Here is a 20823-nt window from a genome sequence, read left to right on the forward strand (position 1 = left end):
GGTTGGGGGTCAGGGGGTGATGCGGGTGGAGGTGGAGTGGTAGCCGCCTCCGCCGGGGTAGACCCAGTCGCCGGCGAGGGTGTCGCCGTTGTTGGTGAACGTGCCGCGGAAGTAGGCGGGGCTGCCCTTGGCGCCGCCCCAGATGGTGAGCGTGTCGCCGTCGGGCTCGTAGACGTAGTCGAGGGTGTTGCCGGTCGAGTCGTAGAAGCGCGACCACACCTCCGCGCTCGCGGGTTCACCGAACGGCCGCAGGTTGCCGATCACCTCGAACCCGGTGATGACCTGGCCGTACTGCACCAGTTCGACGTGCTGGAGCAGGAAGAACTTGCCCGGCATCCACTCGTACCGCACGGTGCCCTCGACACCACCGGTGACGGACCAGGTGCCGACCAGCCGGTCGAGAGCCTGAAGGTCGTTGCTGGGCTGCACGTTGTCGTTCATGTCGTCTCCTCGAAGTTCAGTGGGTCAGAATTCACCGCTACCTCGGAGGTGGAACCAGGCTCTCGACAACCCCGCGATGTGATGTGGCTCACAAACGAAGGCCGTCGAGATCCGGCCTTCGGCCCCGTGTAAGCCCTTGAGGCCGGATACCGTTCCGGCTCACCAAGGAGGTTGATCGTGAAGTACTTGCTGCTCAGCTACACGCCCGCCGCCGCCTGGGACGCCGCCACGGCGGATACCGCGTCCGAGGAGGCGCTGGCGGCGTTCGCGGTGTACCAGAAGTTCGAGGAGGAGCTGCGTGCCTCCGGTGAGTTCGTCACCAGTGAGGGGCTCGGTCATCCGGTCGTCAGTACGACGGTCCGCAAGGGCGCGGACGGTGTGGTCGCCACCGACGGCCCGTTCGCCGAACTCAAAGAGGTCCTCGCGAGCTTCGCCGTGATCGAGGTCGCCAGTCACGAGCGGGCGGTCGAGATCGTCGGCCGGATCGTCGACGTACTCGGTGAGCCGATCGAGATCCGCCCGATCATGGGCGACGACTTCGGCGCGTGAACCAACCGAGCGAACAGATCGAGCACCTGCTGCGCACCGAGGCGCCGCAGGTCCTCGGCGCGCTGGTCCGGCGGTTCGGCCGCTTCGACATCGCCGAGGACGCTGTCCAGGAGGCGCTGCTCGCGGCCACCCGCGCCTGGACGGACGGCGTACCGGAGAACCCGCGCAGCTGGCTGATCCGGATCGGCTACCGGCGGATGGTCGACCTGCTCCGCTCAGAGCAGGCCCGCCGGCGCCGCGAGCAGGAGGCCGAGCTCGCCGAGCCTGTACGGCGGGGTTCCGTGGAACCGCCGTCCGACACCGACGACAGCCTCACGCTGTTGCTGCTCTGCTGTCATCCGGCGTTGCCGGCCACCAGCCAGGTCGCACTGACCCTGCGCGCGGTCGGTGGCCTGACGACGACCGAGATCGCGCACGCGTACGGCGCCACCGAGAACACCATGGGCACCCGGATCAGCCGGGCCAAACAGCAACTGGCCAAAGCCGGTGCCCGCTTCACAGCTCCGGACGACGAAGACCGCGCGGACCGGATCGCCGCAGTGATGCGGGTGCTCTACCTGATCTTCAACGAGGGCTACACCGCCACAGCAGGCGACGCCCTGACCCGCGTCGACCTCACGCACGAGGCCATCCGCCTGACCCGGCTACTCGTCGCCACCCTCCCGGACCCCGAAGCCATCGGGCTGCTGGCGCTGATGCTCCTGACCGAATCCCGCCGTACGGCGCGAACCGGTCCCGCTGGTGAACTCGTGCCCCTCGAAGAGCAGGACCGCACGCGCTGGAACGCCGACCTGATCCGCGAAGGCACCGACCTGATCGACAGCGTCTGGAACCGAGGCGAACCCGGGCAGTACCAACTCCAAGCCGCCATCGCCGCCACGCACGCCGCCGAAGGCGACACCGACTGGCCGCAGATCGCCATGCTGTACCTGTGGCTGGAGCGGCTCACCCCGACAGCTCCGATCCGCCTCAGCCGAGTCGTCGCCGTCTCCCAGGCCTACGGCCCCACCCGGGCGCTAGCCCTCCTCGACGACCTCAACACTCGCCACGGCCTCGCCCAAGATCCACTCACCCGCCAACGCGAACGCGCCGTCCGCGCCCACCTGGTCGAGCTCACCGGCGACACCACCACGGCAGCCGCCCTCTACCGCGAAGCAGCCGCCCTGACCGAGAACGAGGTGGAACGCGAGTACCTCGTCTCGCGCGCCGACCGGTTCAGCTGACGAAGACTGCGGTGGGTTTGGCCAGTGGGCCGTGCGGTTCGTAGAGGGCGAGGAAGGTGCCGGTGGGATCGAACATCGCGGTCTGGCCGGCGGGCAGTTGCAGGCCGGGCAGCGGACGGCCGGTCCGAATCGCGGCGGCCTGCTCCGCGTCGGCGTCGTACCGGGGGAAGGTGCCGGCGGCAACATCTGCGATCGGCAGCCAGACGAAGTCCTCGGCGAGCGCCTCGAGGGTGTGCGCCGCGGTCAGGTCGAAGGAGCCGACCCTGGTACGGCGAAGTGCGGTCAGGTGGCCGCCGACACCGAGATCGGCACCGAGATCGCGAGCCAGGGCACGGATGTAGGTGCCGCTGGAGCAGTCGACCGAGATGTCGAGGTCGATCCAGGACTCCGACACCCTGATGTCGGCGATGTCGTAGCGCGAGACGGTGACCGTGCGGGCCTTCAGGACGACCTCTTCGCCGGCGCGGACGCGTTCGTAGGCACGTTTGCCGTCGACCTTGATCGCGGAGACCGCCGACGGGATCTGCGAGATCTCACCCTGGTACGCCGCCGCCGCGGTCCTGATCGCTTCCTCGGTCACACCGTCGACGGGCGCGGTCGACACCACCGATCCCTCGGCGTCGTCGGTCGTCGTCACCGCGCCGAGGCGGATGGTGGCGTCGTACGACTTGTCGGCGAGCTGGAGATGGCCGAGCAGCCGGGTCGCGCGGTTGAGACCGGCGACCAGGACGCCGGTCGCCATCGGGTCCAGCGTGCCGGCATGCCCCACCTTGCGGGTACCTGCCAGCCGCCGGATCCTCGCGACGACCGTGTGCGACGTCATCCCCGCGGGTTTGTCGACCACGACGATGCCGTCCGAGGACGGTGTGAACTCAGGCACCCTCAGTCCTGCTCGTCCTCGGTGTCTTCGTGGGGCTTCTTGTACGGGTCGGCGTCACCGGCCGGCTTCGCACCGGCGGCGGCCTTGGCCACCTCGGCGTCGGCCCGGCGGGCCTTCTCGAGCAACTCCTCGATCTGGCCCGCGGTCTCCGGGATCGCGTCCAGGTAGAACGCGAGGCTCGGCGCGCGCCGCAACCCGAGCGCCTTGCCGACCTCGCTGCGGATCAGCCCGCGGGCCGACTCCAGCGCGGCCGCCGTGGACGCCCGGTCCTGCTCATTGCCGTACACCGTGTAGAAGACGCTCGCCTCGCCCAGATCGGCGGTCAGCTTCGCGTCCGTCACGGTGACGAACCCCAGCCGCGGGTCCTTGACCCGGCGCTCCAGCAACTCGGCGACGAGCACCTGGATCCGGTCGGCCAGCTGCTTGGCCCTTGCTTCGCCCATCAGGGCTCACTCCCTCATTCATGAAAAACGTCCGGAGAGACGTTTGACCGTCTCTCCGGACGCTACTCCTCGACAGCCCTCAGCGGGCCGTCACCTGGTTCAGTTCCGCGGCTTCTCGCGGAGCTCGAACGACTCCACGACGTCGCCGATCTTGATGTCGTTGTAGTTGTTCACGGTCAGACCGCACTCGAAGCCCTCGCGGACCTCGGACGCGTCGTCCTTGAACCTCTTCAGCGACGACAGCTCGCCGTTCTCCACCACGACCGCGCCGTCCCGGATCAACCGGATCTTGGCGTTGCGGCGGATCAGGCCGCTGGTGACCCAGCAACCGGCGATGTTTCCGACCTTCGACGAGCGGAAGATCTCGCGGATCTCCGCCTGGCCCAGCACGACCTCTTCGTAGATCGGCTTGAGCATGCCCTTCAGGGCCGCCTCGATGTCGTCGATCGCGGCGTAGATCACCGAGTAGTGCCGGATGTCGACACCCTCGCGCTCGGCCACGTCCCCGGCCTTGCCGGCCGGCCGCACGTTGAAGCCGATGATGACGGCGTTCGACGCGATGGCCAGGTTGACGTCGTTCTCGTTGATCGCACCGACACCGCGGTCGATGACGCGCAGGTTGACCTCGTCGCCGACCTCGATCCGGACCAGGGCGTCTTCCAACGCCTCGACCGAACCGGACACGTCGCCCTTGAGGATGAGCAGCAGCTCCTGCGTCTCGCCCTTCTCCATCGAGGCCATGAAGTCCTCGAGGGTCCGGCGCGCACGACGCTTGGCGTTGGCGGCCGCACGAGCCCGGGCTTCGCGCTTCTCAGCGATCTGCCGGGCCATCCGGTCGTCGTCCACCACCAGGAACTTGTCACCGGCACCCGGCACGGCGGTCAGACCCAGCACGATCACCGGACGCGACGGAGTCGCCTCCTCGACCGCGACACCGTGCTCGTCGAGCATCGCCCGGACCCGGCCGTACGCCGGTCCCGCGACCATCGAGTCGCCGACCCGCAGCGTTCCGCGCTGAACCAGCACGGTCGCCACCGGACCACGGCCCTTGTCGAGGTTGGCCTCGATCGCGATGCCCTGGGCCGGCATGTTCGGGTTCGCCCGCAGATCCAGCGACGCGTCCGCCGTCAGTACGACGCCCTCGAGCAGCCCGTCGATGTTGATCCGCGCCTTCGCCGAGACGTCGACGAACATCGTGTCGCCGCCGTACTCCTCGGGAACCAGGCCGTACTCGGTCAGCTGACCGCGCACCTTGGCCGGGTCCGCGTTCGGGACGTCGATCTTGTTCACCGCGACCACGATCGGGACGTTCGCCGCCCGGGCGTGGTTCAGGGCCTCGATCGTCTGCGGCATCACGCCGTCGTCGGCCGCGACCACCAGGATGACGATGTCGGTGGCCTGCGCACCACGAGCACGCATGGCGGTGAACGCCTCGTGACCCGGGGTGTCGACGAAGGTGATGGCGCGCTCTTCGCCGTCGACGGTGGTGGTGACCTGGTAGGCACCGATGTGCTGGGTGATGCCACCGGCTTCCTTGGCCACGACGTTCGCTTCGCGGACCGCGTCCAGAAGCTTCGTTTTACCGTGGTCGACGTGACCCATGACGGTGACGACCGGCGGCCGCTTGACCAGGTCGCCCTCGTCGCCCTCGTTGGTGCCGAAGTCGATGTCGAACGACTGGAGCAGCTCGCGGTCCTCGTCCTCCGGGGACACGACCTGAACGTCGTAGTTCAGCTCGGTGCCCAGCAGCTGCAGGACCTCTTCGTTGACCGACTGGGTGGCAGTGACCATCTCACCGAGGTGGAACAGCACCTGCACCAGCGACGCCGGGTCGACTCCGACCTTCTCGGCGAAGTCCGTCAGGGACGCGCCACGGGCCAGCTTCACGACCTCGCCGTCACCGTGCCGGACGCGCACACCGCCGACCGCGGGGGCCTGCATGTTGTCGAATTCCTGGCGCTTGGCGCGCTTGGACTTGCGACCACGACGGGCCGGACCGCCCGGACGCCCGAAGGCACCCTGCGTTCCGCCACGGCCCCGGTTGCCCGGACCCGGACGACCGCCGCCGCCACCACCGGGAGGACCGCTCGGGCCGCCGCCGCCACCGGGACGGAAACCGCCACCGCCACCGCCGCCACCCGGACGTGCACCGGCACCTGGTCCACCCGGACCGCCGCCGCCACCCGGACGACCACGACCACCGGCGCCACCACCGCCGCCGCCCCCACCGGGGCCGGACGGACGACCGGTGAACGTACCGGCCGAGGACTTCGGCATCATCGCCGGGTTCGGGCGCGGTGCACCCGGTACGCCGCCCGAACGCGGCGGACGGTCAGTGCCGCCCCGCCGGTCGTCGCGGCCGCCACCATCGCGGGCCGCCGGCGGACGCGGAGCCATCCCGGCCGGGGTCGGAGCACCCGGACCGGCGCCCTGGCCACCCGGGCCCGGACGTGCGCCACCGCGCTGCATGCCTTGCGTAGAGCTGAACGGGTTGTTGCCCGGACGCGGCGCACCCGGACGCGGGGCACCACCCTGGCCACCCGGACGTGCGTTGCCACCGGGCCGCGGTGCACCCGGACGCGGCGCGGAGCCACCCGGACGCGGAGCCGAACCCGGACGCGGCGCAGAACCCTGGCCGGAACCCTGTCCACCCGGGCGCGGGCCCGGACGGTCGGAGGCCGGACGATCAGAGGCCGGACGGTCGGCAGCCGGACGCGGCGCGGCCGGAGCAGCCGGAGCCGCAGCCTCGGGGGCCGGAGCCGCCTTGGCAGCCGGAGCCTCGAACGACGGCGTGGCCGGCTGGGCCTCCACCTTCGGGGCCGGAGCCTCTACCGGTGCTGCCGGAGCAGGGGCCGGAGCCTCTACCGGAGCAGCCGGGGTCTCGGCGCGCGGACCGGGCTTCGGGCCCGGACGCGGACCCGGCTTGATGCCTGGGGTCGCCTTAGCGGCCGGAGCCACCGGAGCGGCCTCGGCCTGCTCGGTGACCGGAGCCTTCGCAACCGGAGCCGGAGCCGACTCGGCGACAGGCGCCGGACGCTCGGCCGGCGCCGCGGGAGCGGCCGGCTCGGACTTCTCCACCGGCTCCGCGGGGACCACCGGAGCGGTCGCCGACGGCGCGGCAGACGTACTGGCGGCGGCCTTCTTGGCCGCTCGCTTCTTCGGCGGGTTCTTCTCGAACTCCTCCGCCAACCGCCGCACAACCGGCGCCTCGATGGTCGAGGATGCCGATCGGACGAACTCACCCATGTCGTTCAGCCTGGTCAGGACGACCTTGCTGGTAACTCCGAGCTCTTTCGCGAGCTCGTAGACCCGGACCTTTGCCACTACTCTCCCTCTGGTCCGAGCCTGGGGCCGCGGACCGTTATCTGACGTACATGCTCATCGCATTGCACTCATCGCTGTGTATCCATCACTTGTGGACACTCATCGAGTGGTCATGAGTCGATGACCCGCCTTCATGTCGGTCACACAGCCCGGTCAGACCGTGTGTACATCTTGATTATCACGCTGCGTCAGGTACGTTCGCAGCCCGGTCGCCTCGAGCGGGCCCGGGACCTTGAAGGCCCGCGGGAACGCCTTGCGCCGGACAGCGAGCTCGAAACACTCGATCGTGGGGTGCAGATGCGCTCCACGGCCGGGTGCCCGACGCTCAGGATCCGGGAGGACAAGTCCTCCGGACACCGTCATCCGCAGCAGTTCAGTCGGTCTGGATCGTTTCCGGCACCCGATACAGGTGCGCTCCCGAACCTTCGCAGGGCGCGCGTCTGCAGTTTCTGTCACAGTTCCTCAGGGTGTGGTGACGACTCAGTCGACCGACCGAGAGATCAGTCTACCTTCTTGTCCTCACCAGTCACATCGGTATCCGGGCGGATGTCGATCCGCCAGCCCGTCAGCCGGGCCGCGAGGCGGGCGTTCTGCCCCTCCTTGCCGATGGCCAGGGACAGCTGATAGTCCGGTACGACGACCCGCGCGGCGCGGGCGGCCGCGTCGACGACCTCCACCGACGTAACCTGCGCCGGGGACAACGCATTCCCGACGAAGGTGGCCGGGTCGTCGCTGTGGTCGATGATGTCGATCTTCTCGCCGTGCAGCTCGTGCATGATGTTGCGCACGCGCTGGCCCATCGGCCCGATGCACGCGCCCTTGCCGTTCACCGACGGGTTCAGGGTGCGGACGGCGATCTTGGTCCGGTGACCGGCCTCGCGGGCGATCGCGGTGATCTCGACGGTGCCGTCGGCGACCTCCGGGACCTCCAGCGCGAACAGCTTCTTGACCAGGTTCGGGTGCGTCCGGCTGACCGTGATCTGCGGGCCCTTGAAGCCCTTGCGGACGCCGACCACGTAGACGCGCAGGCGGGAACCGTGCTCGTACTTCTCCCCCGGCACCTGCTCCGGGGCTGGCAGCACCGCCTCGATCTTGCCGAGGTCGACCATCACCGACCGCGGGTCACGGCCCTGCTGGACGACACCGGACACGATGTCACCCTCCTTGCCGGAGAACTCGCCGTACCGGACGTCGTCCTCGGCGTCGCGCAGCCGCTGCAGGATGATCTGCTTGGCCGTGGTCGCGGCGATCCGGCCGAAGTCGCTCGGGGTGTCGTCGAACTCCCGCAGCAGCGTGCCGTCCTCGGCGAGCTCGCGGGCCATCACCGACACGTGCCCGGTCTTGCGGTCCAGCTCGGCGCGCGCGTGCTGGTGCGCCCCCTCGGTGCGGTGGTAGGCCACCAGCAGTGCGGCCTCGATCGCCTCGGCGACGATCTCCAGGGAGATGTCCTTCTCGCGTTCGAGGGACCGCAGGACGGCCATGTCGATATCCATGTCAGTTCTCCTCCACCGTGCCGTCGGCAGGTGCATCTTCGTCGTCGTCGTTGCCGGCGGGCCGGTTGAACTCGATCTGGACCTTGGCCTTCTCCACGTCGCCGTAGGCGATCGTCCGGAGCTTGCCCTTGACATCCAGTTCGGCCGCCTCGTCGGAGGCGGTCTTGATGCGGCCGGTCAGCTTCTGGCCGTTGGCCAGGGTGACCGCCACCAAGCGGGTGATGTTGCGGCGCCAGTGCCGAGGCAGCGTGAGCGGCCGGTCGACGCCGGGGCTGGAGACCTCCAGCGTGTACCGGCTCTGGCCCATGATGTCTTTGTCGTCGAGCGCCTTGGAGAGCGCGCGGGTGACCTCGGCGACGTCGTCGAGGTTGATCCCGCCGTCGCGGTCGACCAGCACCCGCAGGATGCGTTGCTTACCGACCGGAATGATGCTGCTCTCCTCCAGGTCGCAGCCGAACTGGGCGACGATCGGCTGGAGGAAACTCTCGAGGCCAGAGGTGTCCGTGTGGTCAGTCTTTCGGCTCACAGGTAGACCTGCCTCTCTTTGCAGTTGTGCGCCCGTACCTGCCCCGGCGTTCTGGCCGAGAGCAGTAGTCCACCTTATCTGGCTACAGAGGGTGCTCTGGTCACCGCCTTGTCCCAGGCCAATCACCGCCCCGTCACCGGGTAGGGTTCCGGGGTGCAGATCGAACCCCTCCGGCTGTCACGCCGCGTCGCACTGCAGTCCACCGGCCTGGCCGTGGGCGTGTTCGTGCTGGCCGGGTGCAAGGACGACCAGGCCGGATCCGGTACGCCGGGAGTCGTCGACCCGGAGTACGGCAAGACCCTGCCGGGGGCGCCGACCGTTGATCCGGCCATCGTGGCGGCACTCAGCAGCGCAGCCGGACTGGTCAGCTCGCTGACCGCGCAGTACACGCTCGTCGGCACGAAGTTCCCGGCCCTGAAGCCCAAACTGGCGGCCGCGGTCAAGTTCCACGCCGGCCACCTGGCCAAGCTCCAGGAGACGACCGGTGTGACCGTGCCCAAGGCCGCCAAGCTCCCGGCTGTTCCAGCCCAGTCGGCCGCCGCCCTGGCATTGCTCGCCAAGCAGGAGAAGGCCGCCTCGATCGCCCACGCGGCCGCCGCGGCCAAGCTCTCCGGATCGGCAGCCCGGCTGCTCGCGATGATCGCCGCCTCCGAGGTCCAGCTCGGTGCGACCCTCCTCCCGACCAAGAAGGTGGCCGCGTCATGAGCGAGATCGAGGCTCTGCAGGCCGCCCTCGCCGGCGAACATGCAGCCCTGTACGGCGTCGGCGTGGCCGGCGGGAAGTTGAGTGGCGCCAAGTTCCGGTCCGCGACCGAGACCTTCGACCGGCATCGCGACAACCGCGACAAACTGAGCGGCCTGATCACGGCCGCGGGCGAGACCCCGGTCGCCGCGGAACCGGCGTACGACCTGCCGCAGCCGGTCACCAACGCGGTCAGCGCCTCCGCACTGATCCTCGGCATCGAGCGCCGCCTGGCCGCCGCCTACGGCGATCTGGTCGAAGCGGCCGAGCAGCCGGCGGTCCGCCAGTTCGCCATCGACGAGCTGATCGCGACCGCCTCCGCGCAGGTGGTCTGGGGTGGCGCACCGGTCGCGCTTCCGGGTGCTGTCTAGCCTCGTAGGGTGACCGCGCGGACACGGTCCGCCGCCATTTGCCGCTTGCAACGAAGGAATTCCGGCGGAGTTACGGTCCGACGGAAATTCATAGCGTATTCCCCTTTACTCGCAGCGCGACCTTCCCTATATTTTCGGCCACGGAGACTGGGGGGTCACCGGGTTTCACGACGACCGCGTTGGTGGCGCAGGTCGGACCAGTTCGGCGCGTTCTCGGCGCCTTGTTCCGTACGTTCTCATTCAACTTCTTCGGTCCTGCTCGCGGCAGGATCATGGAGGGTGGCGAAGCATGCGTACATTCGACCTGCGTACCGGCGAAGACCTGTTCGTGAAAGACCTGCGAGTGGTCCGCTGGGAACAATATGACCTGGATCGCGACGTGCCGTTCCAGGCGATGTGGTACTCCGTCCCACCCGGTTCGGAGAGCCCGCTCGACCAGCATCCCGAGCTCGAACTGTCCCTCGTCGTCGCCGGTACGGCGCACGTCCTGACAGGCGGCTCGGAGTACGAAATCCAGCAGGGCAACGCGTTCCTGCTGTCCAGTACCGAGCAACACGTCGTACAGAACCGGTCGGACTCGGTTGAGCTCACTGTGTTCAGCGCGTACTGGATGCCTATCTCTGGACAGCACAGCAATGAATGACATCAGCGTCTTCACGTTCCCGCAGCCGACCGTCAACGGCCCGCTGCACGTCGGCCACCTGTCCGGCCCGTATCTGGCCGCCGACATCGCAGCCCGCGCCGCACGTGCCCGGGGCGAACACGTCGTGGTCACCAGCGGGCTCGACGTCCATCAGAACTACGTCCTGACGCGGGCCGAGAACGAGGGCCTCGACCCGCACGCGATGACGTCGGCCTTCCGCGACGACATCCTCGACACCTACGACCGGGCCCGAATCGGCTATGACCGATTCACCGACCCGCTCGGCGACAGCCACGCTCCGGTGATCCGGCAACTGATGAACCACCTGGTCACGTCCGGTGCGGCGCCGCTGCGCGAGATCACCTTGTACGCCTGCAGTGATTGCGACCGGACCCTGCACGAGTCCTACCTCAGCGGGCTGTGCGGCGAGTGCAAGGAACCTGCGGCCGGCGGCGCCTGCGAGGTCTGCGGCACCTTCACCCAGGTCGAAACGATGATCGACCCGGTCTGCGGCCGCTGTGGTGGCGAGCCGCGTCCGTTCGTCGCGACCGTGCCGGTGCTTCGGATGGAGGACCATCGCGCCGCACTGACCGAGACCTGGATCCGGGCGCAGTTACCCCCGGCCGTCCGCGAACTCGTCGATCGCACCCTCCGGGCGGGACTGCCGGAGATCCCGCTCGCCTTCCCGACGAACTGGGGGATCGAAGGCGACGGCCCACTGACCGGCCTACGCATCGGCCCGTATACCGAGGTCGCACTCACCGACCTCTACGGCATCGCCCAGGCCGTCGACCCGAGCGCCACCGACGTCACCGGCTACCTGACCGCGATCGATCGGGTCGGCGAGCTCTGGCATTTCCTCGGCCTCGACAACGCATTCTGGTACGCCGTCTACTGGCCGGCCGTCTGGGCCGCCGCCGGGGTCACCCGGTCGCCCCTTTCCGGACTAGTCGTCAACGAGTTCTACACGTCGGACGGCGCGAAATTCTCGACCAGCCGGAAACACGGAATGACAGCGACGGAATTACTCTGCCGTTGGGATCCGTCAATCGTGCGTTTGTTTCTGGCCTGGGATCGCCCCGATCGCTTTCAGAGCGATTTCAATCACCGTTCTTTCGAAGCTTTCGCCCAGTACGCCGAACCGCTGCTGGCGGGCGTCCGCAGCATCTCCGAACCACTCGATCCGGCGCTGGCCGCGATCGAACTCGCTCGGGGTGAAGCGGCCCTCCAACCGGCTGCCTTCGACCCACCACTAGCGGCGCGCTGCCTGCTCACGCTGCTGGCCGGAGGAGCCCACAACCTCGGCTCGCTCCGAACCGCGCTCACCGGGCTGGGGTGATCCGGATGCGCATCGGTGTGATCGGCGCGGGGATCGCCGGCTCGCTGCTGGCCTGGCGGCTCAGCGGTCAGGTCGGCGTGGACCTGATCACCGGACCGCCCGGAACCGACGCCACCGCGGCCTCGGGTGGCGGGGTCCGCGGGTTCGAGACGCATCCCCTGCAACGGCGGCTGGCCATCGACAGCCTGACCGAACTCCTCGGCACGCTCCACGACCAAGCGACGTACACGGAGACTGGGTGCACTTACCTGCTACCGGAGTACGACGGACTCGCGGCTGCGGTGGCCGAGGTCGAGCAGGCGCATCCGGGCTCGACCGCGGTTCTCGATCGGACCGAGCTGCATCGCCGCGGCTGGCACGGCCTCCCCGAAGGCACCGTCGGTGTCTGCGAACAGCGGGCCGGTTTCATCGATCCCGATCGGCTGCGGCAAACCGTCGTACGACGGCTCGCCACCGGCCGGAGCACTCGGGTCCTGACCGGGCCAGTTCTGCGACTGCTCCCCCAGCCCGACGGCTCGGTCGCCTGCCGACTCCCCGGCCGGACCGAACAGTACGACGCGGTTGTGGTGGCCGCAGGCTCGTGGACGCCCACCTTCCTGGCTGAGCACCAACTGACCGACCACACCAAGACCAAGGCGATCCAGATCGCCACCTACCAAGTGGCCGGCGACCTGCCGACCATGTTCGTCGACGAGACCAGCGACCTGTACGGACGGCCGACGGCAGACGGGCGTCTGCTCCTCGGGGTCGACACGCAGCGCTGGTCCGTTCCACCCGGCAGCAGTGCCCCGATCCCGGACCTGGCCGCCCAGGCCGTCCGGATCGCGGCCGAGCGGCTGCCACACCTCGAGTTGTCGGCGCCCGACCACCTGGTCAGCGCGGCCGACTGTTACGCCGATCCACCGGTACTGACCCTTTGGCCGGTCCCTGGTGGAACTCATCGGCTCTACACCTTCACCGGTGGGTCCGGGGGCAGCGTGAAGACCGCGCTGGCCGCAAGCCGGGCCGCCGCGAGCGAACTGCTCGCCACCGGCGGGACCAGTAACTCCACTTCGCGGACGGAGAACAAGCGCATGACGATCACCGAACGAGGTACGCACGAGCAACTGCGAACTACGCCCCGTTACCACACCGTGGGTATCGGGGCTGGACCCTCCAACCTGTCGTTGGCGGCGCTCTACAAGAACGTCACCAGTGACCGGCTCGCCCTGTTCGACTCCCGGCCCGGAACCGGCTGGCACACCCCACTGCTCTACCCGGGGGTGCGGATGCAGACCGGCTGGATGAAGGACCTCGTCTCGCTGGTCGATCCACGCCACGAGTTGACCTTCCTGAACTACCTCGTCACGTCGGGTCGGCTCTATGCGCTGATCAACTCCCAGTTCGACTCACTCCCCCGGATCGAGTACGAGCGCTACCTGACCTGGGCCACCGAGCGCCTCGGCGTGGTGAACTTCGGCTCACAGGTCGACTCGATCTCGATCACCGACGACGGCTTCGAGATCAGCGTCGACGGCGTACCGGCAGCCGTCTCCGAACACCTGGTTCTCGGGCTCGGGACGCGGGCCGTGCGACCGGCGTACCTGGGCGGTCTGCCCGCGGAGCGCGCCTTCATCGCCGACGACCTCGGCCAGCGGCTCGCCACGATGGACCGGTCCGCACCGACCGCAGTCGTCGGTGGCGGCCAGACCGGTCTGGAGTCGGTACTGCGCCTGCTCGGAGCGGGGTTCACCGACCTGCGGTGGATCGGCCGGAACCAGTGGTTCCGCAGCATCGACGACTCCCCGATGGCCAACGAGCTGTACCGGCCGTCGCACATCGAGTACCTGCAGGGCCTCAACCGGGACACCCGCCGGCAGATGATCGACGACTCCCGCTACAGCGGTGACGCCATCACACCGGGCGGTCTGCGCGCGCTTTACCAGGCCAACTACGACGGCTTCCTGTCACTCGGCCAGTTCCCGGTCACGCTGCTGCCCGGCCGCGATGTCCGTACGTCGGATCTGCTGTCCGACGGGAACATCCGGTTGTGCTGCTCGACGACCGCGTTGCCGGAGGAGCACGTCGTACGGCAGCTGATCGTGGCCGCCGGTCGCGAGCACGTGGCGGCACCGTTCGACGACGACCTGCGGGAGCGGATCGAGACCGACGACGACGGCCAGATCCTGGTCGAGTCCGACTACTCCGTGCGCTGGAAGGGGATGAACGGGCACAAGATCTTCACGTTCAACGCGAGCCGGTACAGCCACGGCCTGACGAACGCCGGGCTCACGCAGTTGCCGGTCCGGGCCGCGATCGTGCTGAACTCGATGTTCGAGCGGGAGATCTACCCGATCTCCGACGACGTCTGTGCGGTGCACTGGTGACCGGCCCCGACGTGGACGGCGTGTGGTTCCGCCTCGAGACCGACGACCCGGCGGGCGAAGCGCCGTACGGGCAGTATCACCGTGAGGACGACGTGATCTGGGCGGAGTTCTATGCCGGCGGCACGTTGCGCAGTGGCCGGCTGGTCGGGCGGCTGCGGGCGGACGGTTCGTTCGACGCGTCGTACTGCTTGCTGACCGGGGACGGTGAGCTGATCAGCGGAGCCTGTCACAGCGTTCCGGAGTTCGATGCCCAGGGCAACATCGTGATCTCCGACCACTTCGAGCGCTCCGACGGCACGCGTGGAGTCACGCGGATCCGACAGATCCCTGGTCCTCTCCAGGAGGCATCATGAACCCTCATTTGCTCGTAGTTGCCACCGGCATGCGGTTGTTCCGGGAGTACATCCTGCGGTCGATCGCTCCGCAGTACCGGCTGCACATGTTCCTGCATTCGGAGCCGACCTGGGAGAAGGAGTACCTGGACGGCTGGACGGTGCTGGAGACCACGCTCGACGCCGAGGCGCTGGTCGCGGCGGCGCGGGTGCTGCACGAGCAGGACCCGATCGACGGCGTACTGTGCTGGGACGAGGCGCGGATCCTGCAGACCGCTCACGTGGCTGAGGCGCTCGGTCTGCCGGGTGGCGACGTTGCGATGATCAACCGGTGCCGCGATAAGCACTTGACCCGTACGGCGTTGGCCGAGCACGGGGTTCCGCAGCCGAAGTCGGTGCTGGTGAACACGGTGGACGAGGCGTTGGCCACGGCCGACGAGCTCGGCTACCCGATCATCCTCAAGCCCCGAGCACTGGCCGCGAGTCTCGGTGTGGTCAAGGTGAACGACCCGGCCGAGCTTCGGGACAACTGGGACTTCGCCCACGACACGACCGTGCCCGAGGCACCGCACTACGACGTGAAGGTGCTGGTCGAGGAGTTCGCCGATGGCTACGAGATCAGCATCGACGCCGCGGTGTTCCACGGTCAGGTGACGCCGTTCTGCCTTGCTCGTAAGGAGATCGGCTACCCGCCGTACGCCGAGGAGATCGGTCACTTCGTCGACGCGACGGACCCGCTGCTGGCCGATGACCAGCTGCAGCAGGTGCTGGTCGACGCGCACAAGGCGATCGCGTTCACCGACGGCGTCACGCATACCGAGATCATGATGACGGCCGACGGTCCGAAGGTCATCGAGATCAACGCCCGGATCGGCGGCGACCTGATCCCGTACCTCGGGTTGCAGGCCACCGGGGTCGATCCCGGACTGGCCGCGGCTGCCGTTGCATGTGGCCGACAGCCCTCGTTGGTACCGGATCGGACGCTGGTCGGTGGGGTGCGGTTCTTCTACGTCGACGAGAACGACACCGTGCTCGACTCGGTCGCCTTCGATCCGATTGATACGCCCGGGATCGACCAACTCGTCGTACTGATGGAGGCCGGTCAGACGACCAGTCCCCCGCCGGACGGCACGTTGTGGGGCCGGATCGCGTACGCGACCGCGGTCGCCGGCTCAATCGCGGAGAGCCGGACCGGTCTGGACGCGGCCGAGCGCGCTCTGCGCTGGAGCGGCCATCCCAAGGAGCCAGCATCATGAGCGAGGTTGAGCAGAGCACTGGGATCTGGCAGACCATCCGGGAGGCGCCGGCGCCGGTGAAGGCGTTGCTGGTCGGCGTTTTCGTGAACAAGCTCGGCTGGTTCCTGCAGGTCTTCCTGGTGCTGTTCCTGACGACGTCGAAGGGCTTCACCGCGGTTCAAGCCGGTACGGCGCTCGGCGTGTACGGCGCCGGCTCGGTGATCGGCCTGATCATCGGCGGCTCGTTGACGGACCGGATCGGGCCGCGGGCCGCGGTGATGATCAGTATGTTCGGGATGGCCGGCTTCGTGCTGGCGATCGCGTACGTGCCGAGCTACGCGGCGGTCGTCGTGGTGGTGGCTCTGGCCGGTGCGGTCGGGCAGTTCTACCGTCCGGCCTCGGCTGCGCTGCTGACCGAGTTGACGCCGCAGAACCGGCAGGTGATGACGTTCGCGATCTACCGGCTGGCGATGAACCTCGGTACGACGGCCGCGCCGCTCATCGGTGCGGCGCTCGTCGCGGTGTCGTGGAACCTGCTGTTCATCGGTGAAGCGATCGCCGCTCTCGCCTACGCAGCGGTCGCCATCGTCGCGCTACCTGGCCGGAAGAAGGTCGCGCCGGCTTCAGCTGCTGCGGAACCGGAGCCGAAGGGCAGCTATCTCGCCGTACTGCGGGATCACAAGTACGTGCTGTTCCTCGTCTGCATGTTCATCAATGCGGCGATCTACATGCAGTACCTCGCGGTGCTACCGCTGCACATGAAGGCCGACGGGTTCTCGACCTGGTGGTACAGCGCGATGGTCGCCCTGAACGGCTTCATCGTGATCACCTGCGAGTTGCTGGTGACGAAGGTCGTGCAGAACAAGCCCGCCCGGACGGTCGCGATGGTCGGCTTCGTCCTGCTGGGTGGCGGGCTCGCGTTCTACGCGTTGCCGGGCGGCCTGGCGATCTTCGTGATCGGCACGCTGCTCTGGACGCTGGCCGAGATCATCGGTGGGCCGACGATGTTCGCCTATCCCGGCATGGCCGCACCGAAGCCGTTGCTCGGGCGGTACGTCGGTGGGGCGCACGCGATGTTCGGTCTCGGCTCCGCGCTCGGCCCGTTCTTCGGAGTCTGGGTGTGGAACAGCGCCGGGGCCCAGGTGTGGTTGTGGTGCGGGGTTCTCGGCGCCGTCGGGCTCGTCCTCGCGTACTTCGGAATGGCACCACCAGCCGCTTCGAAGGCGCAGGATCTTGCCCCCGTTGCCGAGGTCGCCGAAGTCGTCGAAGGAGGCAAGGCATGAGTGACTACACGATCATCGTGGATCCGTTGTCCACGGGTCAGGAGTACCCGGCCGCGTTCCGGGCGGCGGGGCGGAAGCCGGTCGCCGTACTGAGCGGGCTGGAGCCACCACCGGCGTACACGGCAAGCTGGAATCCGGAGGACTTCGACCACGTCCACTACTTCACCGGTGATGTGTCGGTCCTGGCTGACGAGCTTCGGCAGTACGAGCCGACGTACCTGGTGCCCGGCGCTGAGAGCGGGGTCGAGCTGTGTGATCAGCTCACCGAGATCCTGTTTCCGGGGACGGGCAACGTGCCTGAGTTGGCGTCGGCGCGGCGTGACAAGTGGGAGATGGCGCAGGCGCTGACCGAGGCCGGCGTACCTCGGCTGCGGCAGGTGCTGACCGCGGATCCGGCCGAGGCCGAGGAGTGGTTGCGGGCCAACGACCTGCTCGGACGGCGGCTGGTGATCAAACCGCCGAAGAGTGCCGCCGGTGACGAGGTGTACGTCGTCTTCGAAGGCGGCGACTGGCGCGAGCGTTTCCACCGCGTGCTCGGCCGGACGAACAAGATGGGGCTGATCAACGACGCCGTACTGATCCAGGAGTATGCCGAAGGGACGGAGTACCTGGTCGACACCTACAGCGTGGACGGCGTCCATGCGCTCGTCGACGTCTGCCGGTACACGAAGGTCGGTCGCGGCGACAAGATCGGCATCTACCGCCGGATCGACTTCCTCGCCGAGGACGACCCGGAGGTCCAGGCGCTCTGGCCGTACACCCGCGATGTCCTCGACGCAGTCGGCATCCGGATCGGCTGTGGGCACGTCGAGGTGATGATGACGGCCGACGGCCCGCGGCTGATCGAGGTCGCGGCCCGCCCGGCCGGTGGCGGTCACCAGATGGTCAGCGAACTGGCCACCGGCGACAACCACATCAAGCGGACCGTCGCCCATCGCGTCCGCGGCGAAGTGCGGGACGGCTTCGACCTCGTCCAGCACCTGCGCGGCGTCTTCATCATCGCGCCGTCCGAGGGCTACTTCCGCAACCGTGAGGTCTTCGACGGGATCGAGTCGTTGAAGTCGTTCCACTGGATGAAGATCCTGCACGAAGAGGACGCCGTCGTCCCCGCGACGGTCGACCTCTTCACCTGCCTGGCCTGGGTGATCCTGATCCACAGCGACCCCCAGACCCTCGACGAGGACTACCAACGTGTACTGGAGATGGAGGCCGCCATCATCATCGAGACCCCCTAGTTCGCCGCGGGTCCGGGCGGACCACCAACCGCCCGGGCCCAGTGCGACAATCGTTGGATGCTCTCTGCGCGCTGCCCGTGCGGCCTCCCCGCCACCTACGCCGACTGCTGCGGCGCCCTGCACGACGGCCGCCGTACGGCATCCACCGCCGAGCAACTGATGCGCTCCCGCTACTCCGCCTTCGTAGTCGGCGACACGGCATACCTGCTCCGCACCTGGCACTCCACCACCCGGCCCCCGCTGCTGGAGCTCTCCCCCAATATCCGCTGGACCGGCCTGGAAATCCTCGCCACCACCGACGGCACCGCCTTCCACACCGAAGGCACCGTCTCCTTCCGCGCCACCTACCGCGGCGGCTCCCAGCAAGAGAACAGCCACTTCACCCGCGAACACGGCGAATGGACCTACGTCGCTCCTGCGTCCTAAGGACAGGACGTATAGGCCTAGTACCCGGCGCTCGCACGCTCAGCCCTTCCGGCGACAGCCTCGAATCGGCCCACACCTCCTGTCGTTACGGAGATTGGATGTTCTCCAGGTCTGCGAGGAGGCTGGGGTGCTTCGGTTCCCAGGCGAGGGTTGCGCGGGTGTGCGCGCTGGACGACGGCTGGTCGGCGGCGAAGATCTGGCCGAGCGGACCGAACTCCTCGACTGGGACCGGCGTCACCGGGAGGTTGAGACGGCGGGCGATGACGGCGGCGATGTCGCGAACCTGGTCGCCTTCGTCGGCAACGGCGTGCCAGTACGTGCCGGCTTCGGCCTTCTCCAGCGCCAACCGGAAGAGCACGGCCGCGTCGAGGGCGTGAACGGCAGGCCAGCGCTGCGTGCCGTCACCGGGATAGGTGACCGCGCCGGTGGCACGAGCCATCTGGGTGAGGAGGCCGGCGAACCCACCGTCGCCTCGGTTGTGCACCGTGCGCGGGAGGCGAACAGCTGAACTCCGTACGCCGCGCTCGGCCAACGCGATCACCGCCGCGACCGCCGTACTGCGACCGCCGACCAAGCTGTCGGTCGCGAGCGCGTCTGCCTCGGTGGACGGGCGGCCCGGGGTGGCCGGCGTACCGGAGACGGTGACGAAGGGGCGGCCGGTGCCGACCAGCTCCGCGCCCATCGCCTCGAGAGCAGCGGTCTCCTCGGCGACCGAGGCGATCACCGCCTCGGTGCTGCTGAAGTCGTTGCTGAAGGCAAGGTGGATGACTCCGTCGGCCTGAGCGACGGCTGCACGAAGTACGTCCAGGTCGGCGAGTGAGCCGCGGACGGTTTTGGCGCCGGCCTGTACGGCGGCTTGTTCTGACGTGTCGGAGCGGACGAGCGCGAGGACGGTGTGACCGTTGCCGAGCAGTTCGGCGGTGACGGCCGATCCGACCAGCCCGGTGGCACCGGTGACGAAGACGTGCATGAGAATCTCCTGCCAAGTGATGGGACCTTTATCCCATCACTGTAGCAGTGCGATGGGACAACAGTCCCGTCACCTATGATGGTGCCATGAGTCGCTGGGAACCGGGAGCGCGCGAACGCCTCGTCGTCGCCGCCGTCGACCTGTTCACCGAACAGGGCTACGACGCCACCACGGTCGCGCAGATCGCCGAACGGGCCGGCGTCACCAAAAGCACCTTCTTCCGCCACTTCCCCGACAAGCGCGAACTCCTCGCCGCCGGCCAGGAAGCCATGAGCCAACTCCTCACCGAAGGCATCACCGAAGCCCCCGCCAACGCAACACCCCTACAAGCCGTCGCCGCCGGCCTCGAGCGGGTCGCGACGATGATGGGCCCGATGAACCGCGAACTGGCCCCCCGCCTCAAAGCAGCCATCGCCGCCAGCACCGAACTCCAAGAACGCGACGCCCTAAAAACCGTCGGCCTAACCGCCGCCATGGTCGCCGCCCTAACCACCCGAGGCCTCCCCGACCCGGTAGCCGCCCTAGCAGCCGAACTCGGCGTACTGGCCTTCAAGCGCGGCTACACCACCTGGCTCGAAAGCGACCACCCCGACGCCCCCTTCGCCCCTCACGCCCTAGCGGCCCTAGACGAACTACAAGCCGCCCGCTCCGCCCTCGGCTGACCCAAGTGGAGGGCGTTCGGACTCACATGAGGGCGAATCAACCCCGGCCCCGAAACTGCGCAACCTCCACCAAGCATGCTCACCAACGGCGCCCTCTGAACCACCCTCCCCTCACCGACGCAGCACTCTCGTTTCTGCACCTTTGTGGAACATGGTGGTCGCTCCGTGGCTGTGAAACTCCACAAAGGCGCGGTTCGGTGCGGTGATGCGGCCGGAAGACGCCCCATCTTCGGGGATATCCCTCCAGTTGGGGGGTTGCCCATCGAGAATCTGACCGGGCAACCCCCCAACTCGACAGGCAACCCCGCTCGCCCGGCACGGCCGGTCGTGGCTGACACCGC

21 protein-coding genes are annotated in these 20823 nt (G+C 68.4%); 13 read left to right on the plus strand and 8 right to left on the minus strand.

Features of this window, described 5'->3' with window-relative positions; translation table 11 throughout:
- Positions 1-9: 9 nt before the first annotated feature.
- Positions 10-441: a hypothetical protein gene (locus E1261_RS15475; RefSeq protein ID WP_132407180.1), complete on the minus strand. Its 432-nt coding sequence runs from the start codon at positions 439-441 to the stop codon at positions 10-12.
- A gap of 177 nt (positions 442-618) precedes the next feature.
- Here E1261_RS15475 and E1261_RS15480 point away from each other — a divergent pair, with 177 nt between their 5' ends.
- Both E1261_RS15480 and E1261_RS15485 read left to right on the plus strand, forming a co-directional pair.
- The gene (locus E1261_RS15480) at positions 619-990 is read left to right on the plus strand and encodes a YciI family protein (RefSeq protein WP_132407182.1); all 372 of its coding nucleotides are present in this window, start codon (positions 619-621) and stop codon (positions 988-990) included.
- Positions 987-2213 carry an RNA polymerase sigma factor gene (locus E1261_RS15485; protein WP_132407184.1) on the plus strand — a complete coding sequence of 409 codons (1227 nt, stop codon included), beginning with the start codon at positions 987-989 and terminating at the stop codon, positions 2211-2213. The genes E1261_RS15480 and E1261_RS15485 overlap by 4 nt, the downstream gene beginning before the upstream one ends.
- Here the strand turns inward: E1261_RS15485 and truB are convergent.
- The 6 genes from truB to rimP form a co-directional block, all read right to left on the minus strand.
- Positions 2206-3093 (minus strand): tRNA pseudouridine(55) synthase TruB, encoded by an 888-nt coding sequence (gene truB / locus E1261_RS15490; protein ID WP_272948583.1) that lies wholly within the window; start codon positions 3091-3093, stop codon positions 2206-2208. The two genes, E1261_RS15485 and truB, sit on opposite strands and share 8 nt — an antisense overlap.
- A gap of 2 nt (positions 3094-3095) precedes the next feature.
- Positions 3096-3536 (minus strand): 30S ribosome-binding factor RbfA, encoded by a 441-nt coding sequence (rbfA, locus tag E1261_RS15495; protein ID WP_202874727.1) that lies wholly within the window; start codon positions 3534-3536, stop codon positions 3096-3098.
- Positions 3537-3635: 99 nt separating this feature from the next.
- Positions 3636-6860: a translation initiation factor IF-2 gene (gene infB, locus E1261_RS15500; RefSeq protein ID WP_132407188.1), complete on the minus strand. Its 3225-nt coding sequence runs from the start codon at positions 6858-6860 to the stop codon at positions 3636-3638.
- A gap of 153 nt (positions 6861-7013) precedes the next feature.
- Positions 7014-7316 carry a YlxR family protein gene (locus E1261_RS15505; protein ID WP_132407190.1) on the minus strand — a complete coding sequence of 101 codons (303 nt, stop codon included), beginning with the start codon at positions 7314-7316 and terminating at the stop codon, positions 7014-7016.
- A 44-nt stretch (positions 7317-7360) separates the two neighbouring features.
- Positions 7361-8353, minus strand: a complete 993-nt coding sequence (nusA, locus tag E1261_RS15510; protein ID WP_132407192.1) for a transcription termination factor NusA — start codon at positions 8351-8353, stop codon at positions 7361-7363.
- A 1-nt stretch (position 8354) separates the two neighbouring features.
- Complete coding sequence (gene rimP / locus E1261_RS15515; RefSeq protein ID WP_132407194.1) at positions 8355-8879, minus strand: ribosome maturation factor RimP; 525 nt, start codon at positions 8877-8879, stop codon at positions 8355-8357.
- Between the two features lie 153 nt (positions 8880-9032).
- On the opposite strand from rimP, the gene E1261_RS15520 reads away from it, so the two are divergent.
- The 10 genes from E1261_RS15520 to E1261_RS15570 all read left to right on the plus strand — a co-directional run bounded on the left by E1261_RS15520 (position 9033) and on the right by E1261_RS15570 (position 18850).
- Positions 9033-9584 (plus strand): cell division protein FtsK, encoded by a 552-nt coding sequence (locus E1261_RS15520; RefSeq protein ID WP_132407196.1) that lies wholly within the window; start codon positions 9033-9035, stop codon positions 9582-9584.
- Entirely contained in the window at positions 9581-9991 is a 411-nt protein-coding gene (locus tag E1261_RS15525; RefSeq protein WP_132407198.1) for a ferritin-like domain-containing protein, read from the plus strand. Before E1261_RS15520 ends, E1261_RS15525 begins: the two co-directional genes overlap by 4 nt.
- 289 nt (positions 9992-10280) lie before the next feature.
- Complete coding sequence (locus tag E1261_RS15530) at positions 10281-10634, plus strand: cupin domain-containing protein (protein ID WP_132407200.1); 354 nt, start codon at positions 10281-10283, stop codon at positions 10632-10634.
- The gene (locus E1261_RS15535) at positions 10627-11973 is read left to right on the plus strand and encodes a class I tRNA ligase family protein (RefSeq protein ID WP_132407202.1); all 1347 of its coding nucleotides are present in this window, start codon (positions 10627-10629) and stop codon (positions 11971-11973) included. Before E1261_RS15530 ends, E1261_RS15535 begins: the two co-directional genes overlap by 8 nt.
- Before the next feature lie 5 nt (positions 11974-11978).
- Complete coding sequence (locus E1261_RS45970) at positions 11979-14339, plus strand: FAD-dependent oxidoreductase (protein WP_202874728.1); 2361 nt, start codon at positions 11979-11981, stop codon at positions 14337-14339.
- Positions 14336-14692 (plus strand): avidin-fold protein, encoded by a 357-nt coding sequence (locus tag E1261_RS15550; RefSeq protein WP_132407204.1) that lies wholly within the window; start codon positions 14336-14338, stop codon positions 14690-14692. The genes E1261_RS45970 and E1261_RS15550 overlap by 4 nt, the downstream gene beginning before the upstream one ends.
- Positions 14689-15927 (plus strand): ATP-grasp domain-containing protein, encoded by a 1239-nt coding sequence (locus E1261_RS15555; RefSeq protein ID WP_132407206.1) that lies wholly within the window; start codon positions 14689-14691, stop codon positions 15925-15927. Before E1261_RS15550 ends, E1261_RS15555 begins: the two co-directional genes overlap by 4 nt.
- Positions 15924-17189 (plus strand): MFS transporter, encoded by a 1266-nt coding sequence (locus E1261_RS15560; RefSeq protein WP_132407208.1) that lies wholly within the window; start codon positions 15924-15926, stop codon positions 17187-17189. Before E1261_RS15555 ends, E1261_RS15560 begins: the two co-directional genes overlap by 4 nt.
- The gene (locus E1261_RS15565) at positions 17186-18424 is read left to right on the plus strand and encodes an ATP-grasp domain-containing protein (RefSeq protein ID WP_132407210.1); all 1239 of its coding nucleotides are present in this window, start codon (positions 17186-17188) and stop codon (positions 18422-18424) included. Before E1261_RS15560 ends, E1261_RS15565 begins: the two co-directional genes overlap by 4 nt.
- A 57-nt stretch (positions 18425-18481) precedes the next feature.
- Entirely contained in the window at positions 18482-18850 is a 369-nt protein-coding gene (locus E1261_RS15570; RefSeq protein WP_132407212.1) for a YchJ family protein, read from the plus strand.
- An 85-nt stretch (positions 18851-18935) separates the two neighbouring features.
- On the opposite strand, the gene E1261_RS15575 is transcribed toward E1261_RS15570, so the two are convergent.
- Positions 18936-19820, minus strand: a complete 885-nt coding sequence (locus E1261_RS15575) for an SDR family oxidoreductase (protein WP_132407214.1) — start codon at positions 19818-19820, stop codon at positions 18936-18938.
- Between the two features lie 86 nt (positions 19821-19906).
- On the opposite strand from E1261_RS15575, the gene E1261_RS15580 reads away from it, so the two are divergent.
- Positions 19907-20482: a TetR/AcrR family transcriptional regulator gene (locus E1261_RS15580; RefSeq protein ID WP_132407216.1), complete on the plus strand. Its 576-nt coding sequence runs from the start codon at positions 19907-19909 to the stop codon at positions 20480-20482.
- Positions 20483-20823: the final 341 nt, after the last annotated feature.

This window comes from Kribbella albertanoniae, from assembly GCF_004348455.1.
In the GTDB taxonomy this organism is placed as follows: Bacteria; Actinomycetota; Actinomycetes; order Propionibacteriales; family Kribbellaceae; genus Kribbella; species Kribbella albertanoniae.